The 13,266-nt window shown below is 70.5% G+C and carries 14 protein-coding genes; 2 read left to right on the plus strand and 12 right to left on the minus strand.

The window, feature by feature from the left end; genetic code table 11:
• Position 1: 1 nt before the first annotated feature.
• The 5 genes from EL338_RS15135 to EL338_RS15155 are packed head-to-tail and all read right to left on the minus strand — an operon-like array spanning position 2 to position 2,811.
• The gene (locus EL338_RS15135; RefSeq protein WP_126334500.1) at positions 2-283 is read right to left on the minus strand and encodes an acylphosphatase; all 282 of its coding nucleotides are present in this window, start codon (positions 281-283) and stop codon (positions 2-4) included.
• A complete protein-coding gene (locus tag EL338_RS15140) occupies positions 280-693 on the minus strand; it encodes an OsmC family protein (protein ID WP_126334501.1) in 414 nt (137 codons plus the stop codon). The genes EL338_RS15135 and EL338_RS15140 overlap by 4 nt, the downstream gene beginning before the upstream one ends.
• Positions 694-702: 9 nt before the next feature.
• Positions 703-1,563 (minus strand): bifunctional DNA-formamidopyrimidine glycosylase/DNA-(apurinic or apyrimidinic site) lyase, encoded by an 861-nt coding sequence (gene mutM / locus EL338_RS15145; protein ID WP_126334502.1) that lies wholly within the window; start codon positions 1,561-1,563, stop codon positions 703-705.
• Position 1,564: 1 nt separating this feature from the next.
• Positions 1,565-2,260, minus strand: coding sequence for a ribonuclease III (rnc, locus tag EL338_RS15150; protein ID WP_126334503.1), 696 nt, complete (start codon positions 2,258-2,260; stop codon positions 1,565-1,567).
• Positions 2,257-2,811 carry a YceD family protein gene (locus tag EL338_RS15155; RefSeq protein WP_126334504.1) on the minus strand — a complete coding sequence of 185 codons (555 nt, stop codon included), beginning with the start codon at positions 2,809-2,811 and terminating at the stop codon, positions 2,257-2,259. The genes rnc and EL338_RS15155 overlap by 4 nt, the downstream gene beginning before the upstream one ends.
• A gap of 179 nt (positions 2,812-2,990) precedes the next feature.
• Between EL338_RS15155 and EL338_RS15160 the strand changes: the two genes are divergently transcribed.
• The gene (locus EL338_RS15160) at positions 2,991-4,160 is read left to right on the plus strand and encodes an LLM class flavin-dependent oxidoreductase (RefSeq protein WP_163792185.1); all 1,170 of its coding nucleotides are present in this window, start codon (positions 2,991-2,993) and stop codon (positions 4,158-4,160) included.
• Positions 4,157-5,356 carry an SfnB family sulfur acquisition oxidoreductase gene (locus tag EL338_RS15165; protein ID WP_235666156.1) on the plus strand — a complete coding sequence of 400 codons (1,200 nt, stop codon included), beginning with the start codon at positions 4,157-4,159 and terminating at the stop codon, positions 5,354-5,356. The genes EL338_RS15160 and EL338_RS15165 overlap by 4 nt, the downstream gene beginning before the upstream one ends.
• Before the next feature lie 7 nt (positions 5,357-5,363).
• Here the strand turns inward: EL338_RS15165 and sepIVA are convergent, their stop codons facing one another.
• From sepIVA to EL338_RS15200, 7 genes are all read right to left on the minus strand, one after another.
• Positions 5,364-6,101 (minus strand): cell division protein SepIVA, encoded by a 738-nt coding sequence (sepIVA, locus tag EL338_RS15170; protein ID WP_126336885.1) that lies wholly within the window; start codon positions 6,099-6,101, stop codon positions 5,364-5,366.
• Between the two features lie 95 nt (positions 6,102-6,196).
• Positions 6,197-6,673 (minus strand): pantetheine-phosphate adenylyltransferase, encoded by a 477-nt coding sequence (gene coaD / locus EL338_RS15175; protein WP_126334505.1) that lies wholly within the window; start codon positions 6,671-6,673, stop codon positions 6,197-6,199.
• Positions 6,670-7,230: a 16S rRNA (guanine(966)-N(2))-methyltransferase RsmD gene (gene rsmD, locus EL338_RS15180; protein WP_126336886.1), complete on the minus strand. Its 561-nt coding sequence runs from the start codon at positions 7,228-7,230 to the stop codon at positions 6,670-6,672. The genes coaD and rsmD overlap by 4 nt, the downstream gene beginning before the upstream one ends.
• The gene (locus EL338_RS15185; RefSeq protein ID WP_126334506.1) at positions 7,227-10,610 is read right to left on the minus strand and encodes a pyruvate carboxylase; all 3,384 of its coding nucleotides are present in this window, start codon (positions 10,608-10,610) and stop codon (positions 7,227-7,229) included. The genes rsmD and EL338_RS15185 overlap by 4 nt, the downstream gene beginning before the upstream one ends.
• Before the next feature lie 28 nt (positions 10,611-10,638).
• Entirely contained in the window at positions 10,639-11,280 is a 642-nt protein-coding gene (locus EL338_RS15190; protein ID WP_126336887.1) for a vitamin K epoxide reductase family protein, read from the minus strand.
• 17 nt (positions 11,281-11,297) lie between these two features.
• The gene (locus EL338_RS15195; protein ID WP_126334507.1) at positions 11,298-12,068 is read right to left on the minus strand and encodes a DsbA family protein; all 771 of its coding nucleotides are present in this window, start codon (positions 12,066-12,068) and stop codon (positions 11,298-11,300) included.
• A gap of 74 nt (positions 12,069-12,142) precedes the next feature.
• The gene (locus tag EL338_RS15200) at positions 12,143-13,246 is read right to left on the minus strand and encodes an alpha/beta hydrolase (protein ID WP_308213142.1); all 1,104 of its coding nucleotides are present in this window, start codon (positions 13,244-13,246) and stop codon (positions 12,143-12,145) included.
• Positions 13,247-13,266 lie beyond the last annotated feature (20 nt).

The raw sequence follows: 13,266 nt of genomic DNA on the forward strand, positions 1-13,266 counted from the left end.
CTTACCGTTCCACGAAACCCTCGATCGGCGCGGGATTCTGCGCCCAATCCGACACCACGTTGTCCACGGTGCCGGGCGTCGAGGAGCCCCGCAGCAGCTCGAGCAGCCGCTCACACGCCTCCCGCGGGCCCTGGGCCACCACCAGCACCCGGCCGTCCGGCTGGTTCTTCGCGTAGCCCGTCAGCCCGAGCTCGAGCGCGCGGGACCGCGTCCACCAGCGGAAACCGACGCCCTGGACGTGGCCGTGCACCCACGCCGTCAACCGGACCGCGGCGTCGGTCACGACTGGCTTTCGGCGATCTCGAAGCTGACCTCGGTGCCGGACTTGAGCGTGCGGCCCACGGTGCAGACCTGGTCGATCGCCCGGTTGACCACCACGCGCAGCCGCTCGGCCTCGGCCTCGGTGAGCCCCGACAGGTCCAGCACCAGGGTCTCGGCCAGGTGCGGGTAGCGCTCCTGCTCCCGGTCGGCGGGCCCGGAGACCTCGATCGTGGCCTGGTAGTCGTCGCCGAGCCGACGGGCCAGCGGCGCGTCGCTGCTCATCCCGCTGCAGGCCGCCAGCGCGATCTTCATCAGCTCACCGGGGGTGAAGACGCCGTCGACGTCCTCGGAGCCGACGAGCACCTCGGCCCCGCGCGAACTGCGCCCGGTGTAGCGCCGGGTGCCGGTGCGCTCGACCCACAGTTTGGTCATCGTTGCTCCTTATTTTGTGCGCGGGGCGCGTGGTCGGGGTTGACAGCGCGGACAATAGAACGACGAGCGGTTCATGAACTTCTCCCGCCGGATCGGCGCCCCGCAGCGCCGGCACGGCTCGCCCTCGCGACCGTAGGCGTCCAGCGAGCGGTCGAAGTATCCGGACTCGCCGTTGACATTGACATACAGCGCGTCGAACGACGTCCCGCCCTGGGCCAGCGCCTCGTGCATCACCTCGGCGGCGGCGTCCAGCGCGGCCCGCAGCTGCGGCCGGGTGAGCTTCTCGGCCAACCGCGCGCCGTTGATCCGGGCCCGCCACAGCGCCTCGTCGGCGTAGATGTTGCCGATGCCGGAGACCACCGTCTGATCCAGCAGCTGGCGTTTGATCTCGGAGTGCTTGCGCCGCAACACCTTGATCACCGCATCGGGGTCGAACCGCGGATCCAGCGGGTCGCGGGCGATGTGCGCGACGGGTTCGGGCAGCACCGCACCGTCGACCTCGACCAACTCGGCAAGCTGCCAGCCGCCGAACGTGCGCTGGTCGACGAAGCTCAGCGTGGTGCCGTCGTCGAACAGCGCCGCGATCCGGACGTGATCGGAGCGCGGCACCGGGCCGATCAACATCTGACCGCTCATCCCGAGGTGCACCACCAGCGCCTCCTCGGTGGACAGCACCAGCCACAGATACTTGCCGCGTCGGCCGGTCTCGACGATCCGGGCATCGAGCAGCCGGGCGGTCAGGTCCGCGGGCCCGGCCTCGTGCCGGCGCACCGCGCGGGGGTGGTGCACCCGCACCGCGCTGATCGAGCGGTCCAGGACGTGGTTCGCCAGGCCGCGACGAACCACCTCCACCTCGGGCAGTTCCGGCATGTCAGTCCTGGTCCAGCGCAGTCCACGCCGTAGCGGCCGCCTTCTGCTCGGCTTCCTTCTTCGACCGGCCGACCCCGGCGCCGTACTCGATGTCCATCACCACGACGGTGGCGGTGAACTGCTTGTCGTGGTCGGGCCCGGTCGCGGTGACCAGATACGTCGGCGTCCCGAGCCCGCGGGCCGCGGTCAGTTCCTGCAGGCTGGTCTTCCAGTCCAGCCCGGCGCCCAGCGTCGGGGCGGTGTCGAGCAGCACCGCGAACAGCCGCAGGATGACTTCGCGGGCCACCTCGATGCCGTGCTCGAGGTACACCGCGCCCAGCAGCGACTCCATGCCGTCGGCCAGGATGCTCGACTTGTTGGCGCCGCCGGTGTTCATCTCCCCGCGCCCGAGCAGCAGATGCGCGCCCAGACCGTCCTCGGTGAGCCCGCGCGCCACGTCGGCCAGCGCGTGGGTGTTGACCACCGAGGCCCGCAGCTTGGCCAGGTCGCCCTCGGAGCGCTCCGGGTGGCGGTGGAACAGCTCGTCGGTGATGGTCAGGCCCAGCACGGCGTCGCCGAGGAACTCCAGGCGCTCGTTGGTGGGCAGGCCGCCGTGCTCGTAGGCGTAGCTGCGATGCGTCAACGCCAGGGTCAGCAGGTCGGCGGGCAGCTCCACCCCGAGCGCGTCGAGCAACGGCTGCGTCGTGGCCTCCGTCATTTCGAGTCCTGGGACGGATCAACAACTTTCAGGTCGGCGAGCTTGGCCCAGCGCGGGTCGATCAGCTCGTGGGAATGCCCCGGCTCCTCGGCAAGCGCGATGCCGCAGTGCGGGCACAGGCCCTCGCAGTCCGGCGCGCACACCGGCGACAGCGGCAGTTCGAGGCCGACGGCGTCGACGATCGCCTGCTCGAGGTCCACCGTGTCGTTGACGACGTGGCCGACCTCGTCGGCCTCGCTGCTCTGCTCGGTGGCGCTGTCCGGGTAGGCGTAGAGCTCGGTCAGGTCGATGCGTACCGCGGACGTCAGCGGCGACAGACAGCGCGAGCATTCGCCGGACGTCGGTGCGCTGACGCTGCCGGTCACCAGCACGCCCTCCGACACCGACTCGAACCGCAGATCGAGTTCCAGCGGGGCGCCCGCCTCGATGGCGATCAGGTCGAGCCCGATGCGGCTGGGACTCGCGACGGCGTCGGTCACGGTGATCATCGAGCCGGGACGGCGCCCCAGCCTCGACACATCGAAGGCCAACGCCGAGCGTGCACTTGACATAGTTACCAATTCTACGTGCGCCGTTCGGACAGTTCTTGCGCGCGGCGGACCGGCACCTCGGAATCACCGCGATTATTAATCCCCCGCGCGCGAACGCCGCCGGTAGCGGGGCCGGCGACCGCGCACCGCCGAGGCCGCCGTCGGCGGCCGGAGGCCGACAACTCAGCACAATGACGGTCGTGACAATCAAGCTGCACTGGTTTCTGCCCACCTACGGTGACAGCCGCTCCATCGTCGGCGGCGGGCACGGCACCCCGGTGGGCGCCGCCCACAGCGACCGCGAGGCCAGCATCGACTACCTCGCCTCGATCGTGCGCTCCGCCGAGACGTTCGGCTTCACCGGCGCGCTGATCCCGACCGGCGCGTGGTGCGAGGACGCCTTCATCACCGCGGCGCTGCTGGCCCGCGAGACCTCGACCCTGGCGTTCCTGGTGGCGTTCCGGCCCGGCCTGGTCAGTCCCACCCTGTCGGCACAGATGGCCGCGACGTTCGCCCGGCACGCGCCCGGGCGCATCCTGCTCAACGTCGTCGTCGGCGGCGAGGCCCACGAGCAGCGGGCCTTCGGCGACTATCTGGACAAGGACGGCCGCTACGAGCGCGCCGACGAGTTCCTCGACGTCGTCCGCCGGCTGTGGGCGGGTCAGACCGTCAGCGCCTCGGGCAACTACATCACGGTGGATCAGGCCTCGCTGGCGCTGCCCCCGAATCCGGTGCCGCCGTTGTACTTCGGCGGCAGCTCACCGGCCGCCGGACCGGTGGCCGCCCGGCACGCCGACGTCTACCTCACCTGGGGTGAGCCGCCGGAGGCGGTCCGGGAGAAGATCGCCTGGATCTCGGCGCTCGGCGAGCGGGAGGGCCGCAAGCTGCGCTTCGGCATCCGCCTGCACACCATCTCCCGGGACACCTCGGCCGAGGCCTGGGCGCAGGCCGACCGCCTGATCGCCGCGCTCGACGACGACACGGTGCGCAAGGCGCAGGCCGGGCTGGCCCGCAGCCAGTCCGAGGGACAGCGCCGGATGCTGGCCCTGCACGAGGCGAATCGCAGCGCCGGGACCTGGCACGACGCGCGCAGCCTCGAGATCGCCCCGAACCTGTGGTCGGGCGTGGGCCTGGTGCGCGGCGGCGCGGGCACGGCGCTGGTCGGCAGCCACACCGAGGTGGCCGACCGCATCGCCGAATACGCCGCGATCGGTATCGACGAGTTCATCTTCTCCGGCTACCCGCACCTCGAGGAGCTGTACTGGTTCGGCGAGGGTGTGGTGCCGATCCTGCGCGAGCGCGGGTTGTTCGCCCCGGGCGACGACGACCGGCCCTCGGCGGTGTCGATCCCATTCGTCGGCGCTCAGTGAGGATCGGCTCCGCCAGTCAGGCACTCGAGATCGCGCGCGATCTCGCCGATACCTTCGCCGCCGGGGCCTCCGACCGCGATGCCTATCGCGGGCTACCGAGCGAGGCGGTGCACGAGCTGAAAGACTCTGGGCTGCTGACCCTTTCGGTCCCGGTCAAGTTCGGCGGTCTGGACGTACCGGCCACGGTGCTGGCCGAGGTGTTCCGGCTGTTCGCCCACGGCGACCCGTCGCTGGCGCAGATTCCGCACTCGCACTTCACCTTTCTGGAGGCGCTACGCCTGCAGGGTTCGCGGTCGCAGCAGGCGTTCTTCTACGGCCTGGTGCTCGACGGGGCGTTGTTCGCCAACGCCCAATCCGAGCGCGGCCCGCATCCCATCGACGTGGACACCACCACGTTGGCGCCCGTCGGCTCAGGGGATTTCGTGCTCGACGGCCGCAAGTTCTACTGCACCGGGGCGCTGTTCGCCGATTGGCTGATCGTCCGCGCGTCGCTGTCCGACGGCTCGTTGGGCACCCCGACGGCGGCCACTCCCAAGGTGATTGCCTTCGTGCCGGCCGACGCCCCGGGCGTGGAGGTGGTCGACGACTGGGACGGCATGGGGCAGCGGACGACGGCCTCGGGGACCGTGACCCTCGACCGCGTCGTGGTGCCGCCCGATCACGTGGTGGGTTTCAGCGAGATCTTCACCGCGCCGACGCTGTACGGCGCACGGGCCCAATTGCTGCACGCGGCAATCGATGTTGGCATCGCGACCGGCGCCCTGGCCGAGGGTGTCCGGCAGGCGGGCCGGGCGCGGCCGCATTTCGAGGCCGCGGTGTCCACCGCGGCCGAGGACCCCACGCTGATCGCCGTGGCCGGCGAGTTGACCGTCACGGTGCGCGCGGCGCAGGCGCTGTTGGCCGAGGCCGCGCGTCAGGTCGATGCCGCCCACGGCAATCTGACCGCCGACACCGCGGCAGTCGCATCGGTCGCGGTGGCCACGGCCAAGGTCGCCGCGGTGCGCGCCGCGCTGGAGGCGGCCGGCGTCCTGTTCGAACTGGGCGGTACGCGCAGCGCTACCGCGGCGGGCAACCTGTCGCGGTTCTGGCGCGACGCGCGCACCCACACCCTGCACGATGCAACGCGCTGGAAGCTGCAGCACATCGGCCGCTACACGCTGTCGGGGACGCCCCCGCCGCGGCACGGCCAGCTCTGAGTTCGCCTCAGCGCTGCACGTAGTCGTGCGTGCCGGCGGCCGTGCGCAGCTGGTGACGCCCGCGGCTGACCGACCGCAACGTGCCGTTGAGGTGGTCCTCGAACTCGGCCAGCTTGTTGTCGACGTAGATGTCGCATTCGCCGCGCAGCCGGTCGGCCTCGGCGTGGGCGGTGTCGATCAGGCGGGTGGCCTCGGCGTTCGCGGAGCTGACCACCTCGGTCTGCGAAACCAGGCGCTGCTGCTCCTTGATGCCCTCCTGGACGGCCTTCTCGTAGGAGAGGTTGCCGCTCTCGACCAGGCGGTCGGCCTCGGCCTTGGCCCGGCTGATGCTGGCCTCGTAGTCGCGCTTGGCGACGGCCGCAAGCCGGTTGGCCTCCTCGGTGGCCTCGCCGACCATCCGCTCGCAGTGCTGGCGGGCCTCGGCGACCATGCGATCGGCCTGCGCCTTGGCGTCGGCCAGCAGCCGGTCGGCCTCGGCGCGGGCGTGGTTGAGCGTCGAGTCGGCTTCCTGAGTGGCCGAGCCGACCATGCCGTCGGCGTGCTGCTTGGCGTCGCGCAACATGCCGTCGCGCGCGTCGAGGACGTCCTGGGCGTCGTCGAGTTCACCCGGGATGGCGTCCTTGATGTCGTCGATGAGTTCCAGCACGTCGCCGCGGGGCACCACGCAGCCGGCCGTCATCGGGACGCCGCGCGCCTCCTCGACGATGGCACCCAACTCATCGAGAGCTTCGAATACTCGGTACACGGCGCAACCCTCCAGGTTGTATCCCACACGGATGTTGTTACTAGTGTGCCTGGTGTTACGCCTGTGACTGCGTTGTGCCGTCGGTGTGTCGCGGTTTATCCGCGCAGTTTCTCCTGCACCGCGCGGTGCACCGCCGCCGGCAGCAGGGCCGACACGTCACCACCGAGCGACGCGACCTCCTTTGCCAGCGACGACGACACGAACGAATACGACGGCGCGGTGGCCACGAAGAACGTGTCGATCCCGGCGACGTGGCGGTTCATCTGCGCCATCTGCAACTCGTATTCGAAGTCGGTGCCGGTGCGCAGGCCCTTGACGATCGCGGTCAGGCCGCGCTCCTTGGCGAAGTCGACCACCAGGCCCCGACCCGACTCCACGCGCACATTGGGCAGATGCCGGCAGGACTCCTCGATCAGCGCGATCCGCTCCTCGAGGGTGAACATGCCCTTCTTGTTGGGGTTCACCAGCACCGCGATGATCACCTCGTCGAACTGCACCGCGGCGCGTTCGAAGACATCGAGATGGCCGAGCGTGACAGGGTCGAAGGATCCGGGGCAGACGGCGCCACTCATGGCTGACGACCGTAGCAGGCCAGCTCCAACCGGGTGTCGCCGTACTTGCGCTCGCGCAACGCCGTCCAACCGGCAGGCCAGCGCAGCGCGCCGCCGCGGCCCCGCTCCACCACCGCGATCGTGCCGTCGGCGACCCAGCCGTGTGCGGTGAGGCCGGCCAGCACCGCCTCGACGTCGGCGTCGGACAGTTCATAGGGCGGGTCGGCGAAAATCAGGTCCACCGGATCCGTCGTCCCGGCCGCGACGACGGTGGCCGCCGAACCCCGCCGCAGCGTGGCGCCGCGCAGTCCGAGGGTCTTGATGTTGTCGGCGAGCACCGCGGCCGCGCGCGCGTCGGACTCGACGAAGGTCGCACTGGCCGCCCCGCGCGACAGCGCCTCGAGCCCCAGCGCGCCCGACCCGGCGTAGAGGTCCAGCACGGCCAGCCCCTCGAAATCCAGCCGGGCGGCGAGCACGTTGAACAACGACTCGCGCACCCGGTCGGTGGTCGGGCGGGTCCCCCGGGACGGCACCGCGATCCGGCGGCCCCCCGCCGCCCCGGCCACGATCCGGGTCAGCTGACCACCACCAGCAGATCGCCGCCCTCGACCTGCGCGGTCTCCGACACCGCGATGCGTTCGACGGTGCCGGCCTTGGGCGCGGTGATCGCGGCCTCCATCTTCATGGCCTCGATGGTGGCAATGGCCGCGCCCGCAGCGACGGTGTCGCCCTCGCTGACGCTGATGGTGACCACCCCGGCGAACGGCGCGGCGACGTGGTCGGCGTTGGTGCGGTCGGCCTTCTCCGCGGTGGGCACGGCCGAGGCGATGCTGCGGTCGCGCACCAGCACCGGGCGCAGTTGGCCGTTGAGGATGCACATCACGGTGCGCATGCCGCGCTCGTCGGCCTCGGAGATGGCCTCGAGGCCGATCAGCAGCTCGACGCCCTTCTCCAGCTTCACCCGGTGTTCCTCGCCGCGACGCAGCCCGTAGAAGAACTGGTTGGCGCTGAGCTGGCTGGTGTCGCCGTACTCGTCGCGGTGCTCCTCGAATTCCCTGGTGGGCGCGGGGAACAGCAGCCGGTTCAGCGTGGCCTGCCGCTTCGGGCCGGGTGCGGACAGCACCTGCTCGTCCTCGGCGGACAGCTCCTGCACCGGCTTGGCCGGGCCGCGGCCCTCGAGGGCCTTGGTGCGCAACGGTTCCGGCCAGCCGCCGGGGGGCTCGCCGAGTTCGCCGCGCAGGAAGCCGATCACCGAATCCGGGATGTCGTAGCGGCCCGGGTCGGCCGCGAACTCCTCGGCGGTGATGCCCGCACCGACCAGCGCGAGCGCCAGGTCCCCCACCACCTTGCTCGACGGCGTGACCTTGACCAGCCGGCCCAGCACCCGGTCGGCGGCGGCGTAGTTGGTCTCGATGTCCTCGAACCGGTCGCCGAGGCCCAGCGCGATGGCCTGCTGCCGCAGGTTGCTCAGCTGCCCGCCCGGGATCTCGTGGCTGTACACCCGCCCGGTCGGGGACGGCAGCCCGGACTCGAAGGGCGCGTACATCTTCCGCAGCGCCTCCCAGTAGGGCTCCAGGTCGCAGACCGCGCCCAGCGACAGCCCGGTGTCGTACTCGGTGTGCGCGGCGGCCCCCACGATCGAACTCAGCGCCGGCTGGCTGGTGGTGCCGGCCAGCGGGGCGGCGGCCCCGTCGACCGCATCCGCCCCGGCGTGCCAGGCCGCCAGATACGTCGCCAGCTGCCCGCCCGGGGTGTCGTGGGTGTGCACGTGCACCGGCAGGTCGAAGCGCGACTTCAGCGCCGAGACCAACGTCTGGGCCGCCGGCACCCGCAGCAGCCCGGCCATGTCCTTGATGGCCAGCACGTGCGCACCGGCCTCGACGATCTGTTCGGCGAGCTTCAGGTAATAGTCCAGCGTGTAGAGGTTCTCCGCCGGGTCGCTGAGGTCCCCGGTGTAGGACATCGCGACCTCGGCCACCGCGGTGCCGGTCTCCCGCACCGCGTCGATGGCCGGCCGCATCGAGTCGATGTTGTTGAGCGCATCGAAGATCCGGAAGATGTCCACGCCGGTCGCGGTGGCCTCTTGCACGAACGCCGTGGTCACCGTTTCCGGATACGGCGTGTAGCCGACGGTGTTGCGCCCGCGCAGCAGCATCTGCAGACAGATGTTGGGCATCGCCTCGCGTAGCGCGGCCAACCGCTCCCACGGATCCTCCTTGAGGAACCGAAGCGCCACGTCGTAGGTCGCCCCGCCCCAGCACTCCATCGAGAGCAACTCCGGCGTCATCCGCGCGATGTACGGCGCGATCGCCAGCAGGCCCGTGGAACGAATCCTGGTGGCCAACAACGACTGATGCGCATCGCGGAAGGTCGTCTCGGTGACCTTCAGCGCCGGGGTGTCCCGCATCCAGCGCGCGAAGCCCTCCGGGCCCAACTCCACCAGCCGCTGCTTGGACCCCGGCGGGGGCGGCGCGGACAGGTTGATCGCGGGCAGCTTGTCCTGGGCGTACACCTTCGACGGGCGCACGCCGTGCGGCTGGTTGACCGTCACGTCGGCCAGGTAGTTGAGGATCTTGGTGCCGCGGTCGGCCGAGGACCGCGCGGTCAGCAGCTGCGGACGCTCATCGATGAACGATGTCGTGACCCGCCCGGCCAGGAAGTCCGGGTCGTCCAGGACCGCCTGCAGGAACGGGATGTTCGTCGAGACCCCGCGGATGCGGAACTCGGCGACCGCGCGGCGGGCCCGGCGCACGGCGGTGGCGAAATCGCGGCCGCGACACGTCAGCTTCACCAGCATCGAGTCGAAGTGTGCGCTCACCTCGGCACCCAGGTTGGTCCCGCCGTCCAGGCGGATCCCCGCGCCGCCCGGCGAGCGGTAGGCAGTCACCCGACCGGTGTCCGGGCGGAAGCCGTTCGCCGGGTCCTCGGTGGTGATCCGGCACTGCAGCGCGGCACCGTGCGGGACGATCGAATCCTGCTGCAGCCCCAGCTCACTCAGCGACTCACCGGCGGCGATCCGCAGCTGTGAGGACACCAGGTCGACGTCGGTGATCTCCTCGGTGACCGTGTGCTCCACCTGGATTCGCGGATTCATCTCGATGAAGACGTGCCGGCCGCGCTCGTCGAGCAGGAACTCCACGGTGCCCGCGCAGGTGTAGCCGATCTCACGGGCGAACGCGACGGCGTCGGCGCAGATCTGTTCCCGCAGCTCCGGATCCAGGTTGGGCGCCGGGGCCAGCTCGATGACCTTCTGGTGGCGGCGCTGCACGCTGCAGTCGCGCTCGTAGAGGTGGATGACGTTGCCGTAGTTGTCGGCCAGGATCTGCACCTCGATGTGGCGGGGGTTGATCACCGCCTGCTCGAGGAACACCGTCGGATCGCCGAACGCGGATTCGGCCTCCCGCGAGGCGGCGTCGATGGCGTCGGCGAGCTCCGAGGGCTCGGCCACCCGCCGCATGCCCCGGCCGCCGCCACCGGCAACCGCCTTGACGAACAACGGGAACTGCATCGATTCCGCCGCCGCCAGAAGCTCTTTCGGCGAGGACGACGGCTCCGAGGACTCCAGCACCGGCAGCCCGGCCGCCCGGGCCGAGGCGATGGCCCGCGACTTGTTGCCGGTCAGCTCCAGGACCTCGGCCGACGGGCCCACGAACGTGATGCCGGCCGCGGCGCAGGACGCCGCGAGTTCGGGATTCTCCGACAGGAAGCCGTAGCCGGGGTACACCGCGTCGGCGCCGGCGGCGCGCGCGGTGCTGACGATCTCGTCGACCGACAGGTAGGCCCGCACCGGATGGCCGGCCTCGCCGATCTGATACGACTCGTCGGCCTTCAGCCGGTGCACCGAATTACGGTCCTCGTAGGGGTATACCGCCACGGTCCCCACGCCGAGTTCATATGCCGCGCGGAAGGCACGAATCGCGATCTCGCCCCGATTCGCCACCAGTACTTTCGATATCACTGTGGTCCCTGCCTGTATGGGGATGCGGTCAGATCAGCGTCGACCAGTAATCCCAAAACCTCACCAGGATCATCAACACCAACGCGGTGAACCATAGCGTGACAATCGACCAGCGCCACTCGTAGAGGACCCGCAGGACCGGGTTCCCGGCCAGTGGACGAAGCGCGATCGAGGCGACGACGGCCAGCAGCGGGATGACCACGGCCCAGACCACCATGCAGTAGGGGCACAGCGCACCGATGCGGTAGAGGCTCTGGAAGATCAGGTAGTGCACGAACACCGCGCCCAGCGCGGTCCCGAGCGCCATTCCCACCCAATACCATTGCGGCAGACGTACTTTGGCGACGGCCAGCACGCCGGTGACGATCACCACGGTGAACGAGATGACACCGATCAGCGGGTTGGGGAAGCCGAAGAAGCCGGCCTGCGGGGTGTCCATCACCGACCCGCAGGACAGCACCGGGTTCAGGTTGCACGACGGCACATAGGCCGGGTTGATCAGCAGCTCAAATTTTTCCACCGTCAAGGTGAAGGAGGCCACCAGACCGATCACGCCGGCCAGCAGCACCCACAACGCACTCGGGCGACCCACCGCCACGCCGGACCGCGGCGGAGGTGTGTCGTCGGCCGCATCCGGGTCGACGACGGGGGCGGTGGATTCCACGCTCATGGCGCCGGGGCGCGGGCTCATGGCGCCGGGGCGGGAGCGGGCTCGGGCGCCGGGGCCGGCGCGGGAACGTTGGGGATCTCGCCGACGATCTCGGTGATCTTGGCCACCAGGGCGTCGGGGGTGCTCTGCTGGTAGTCCTCGCCGTTGATCCGGATCGTCGGGGTCGCGGTGACGCCGGTGGCCTCCGGCAGGCCGCCGATCATGTCGACGAAGTTCCCGCCGTTGACGCATTCGGCGACGCCGTCGGCCACCCCGGCCTGGCGCGCGGTCTCGATCAGGCCGCTATCGGGCGTTCCCGACGGCTGCTGCTGCATGAACAGCGCGGTGTGGAAGCGACGGAACGCCTCCTTGGCTGGGGTGGTGTCGGCCTCGGCGACGCAGTAACCGGCGTTGGCCGCGCGGGTGGAGCCATCCTGGCTGGCGGCCGAGTCCATGAAGCCCAGCATGTAGTAGTCGACGGCCACCGCGCCGCTGTCGATCAGCCGGTTGAGGGTGGGCCCGAAGGCGGCCTCGAACTGCGCGCAGTGCGGGCACAGGAAGTCCTCGTAGACCGAGATGACGGCCTTGGGCTGATCGCTGCCCTCCTCCTTGATGACCGAGGTGGACTCGACCCGAACGGCCTGGGCCTCACCGGTCTGTCCCTTGCTGCCGTTGCTGACGATGTAGAACACCAGGCCGACGGCAAAGACCACCACGATCGCGGTGAGACCGATCTGGACGGCCAGGTTCCGCTTGCGGTCAGCCGCCTTCAGGTCGTACTTGGCGGGGCGTTTCGATGCTTTGGCCACGGGTGTGATGATCCTTGCGCTCGCAGTCTGCGTAAATGGCGCGCTCCAGCCTACCGGCGGCGGCTGGGTGCACCTCAACTGCGCCGAAGGTGGGCCGCCAGGGCGGAGATCATCTCCGTGATGGCGTGCCGCACGGCGCCGCCGAGCTCGTGGAAGTTGACGAAGCCGTGCAGCAGGGAATCCATCCGGCGCAGGTCCACCGGCACGCCGGCGGCCGCCAGCGCCTCGGCGTAGCGATCCCCCTCGTCGCGCAGCGGATCGAAACCCGCGGTGAGCACCAGCGCTGGTGGCAGCCCGGACAGCTCCGCGGCCCGCGCCGGCGAGACCCGCGGATCGGTGGCGGCCAGGCCCGATCCCGCCAGGTAGGCCGCCCCGCACCAATCGAGATCGCGCTGGGTCAGCACGAAGCCCTCGGCGAACAGCGCGCGGGATCGGCTGGGCGCGGTCAGGTCGGTCCACGGGTAGATCAGCAACTGCAGCACCGGCGGCGGCACCGCGGGCCCGGCGTCGCGGGCGAGTTGGGCGACCACCGCCGCCAGCGCACCCCCGGCGCTGTCCCCGCCGACCGCGATCCGCGCCGGGTCGGCACCCAGACGCTCGGCGTGCTCGACGGCCCACAGATAGGCCGCGTAGCAGTCGTCGACGGCCGCCGGCGCCGGGTGCTCGGGCGCCAACCGGTAGTCGACGGACAGCACCTGCACCTGCGCGTCGCGACAGATCAGGCGGCACAGCGCGTCGTAGGAGTCCAGCTCACCCAGGACGTATCCGCCGCCGTGGAAGAACACCAACAGCGGCGGCGCGCCGTCGACCGGGCGGTAATGGGGCCGGTAATGGCGCACGCCGATCCCGTCGATGGAGATCTGCTCCATCTCGACGTCGACCGGCGGCCCGCCCAGCGAGACGCACAGGTCGTTGAAGGCCTGCCGACTGGCGGCGACGTCGTCCTCGTCGAGCATCAATGCGGTCACGCCGTTCAAGCGCAGCGCCGCAACCAGCAGTTGCAGCGTCGGGTCCAGGGTGTTGCCGTCGATCACCACCGGACCGCCGCCGGCCAACGTGCGCTGCAGCGGGGCCGGAATCCGGGGTAGCACCTTGGGGGTGAGCTTCGCGCCGACGCGGAGCAACGGCAGTGGTGGTCGGCGCTTGCGCTTCGGTTGTGGCGGCACGGCGTTGGTCACATAGCCGAAGGTAGTGGACG

It is taken from the genome of Mycolicibacterium chitae (assembly GCF_900637205.1).
Classification (GTDB): domain Bacteria; phylum Actinomycetota; class Actinomycetes; order Mycobacteriales; family Mycobacteriaceae; genus Mycobacterium; species Mycobacterium chitae.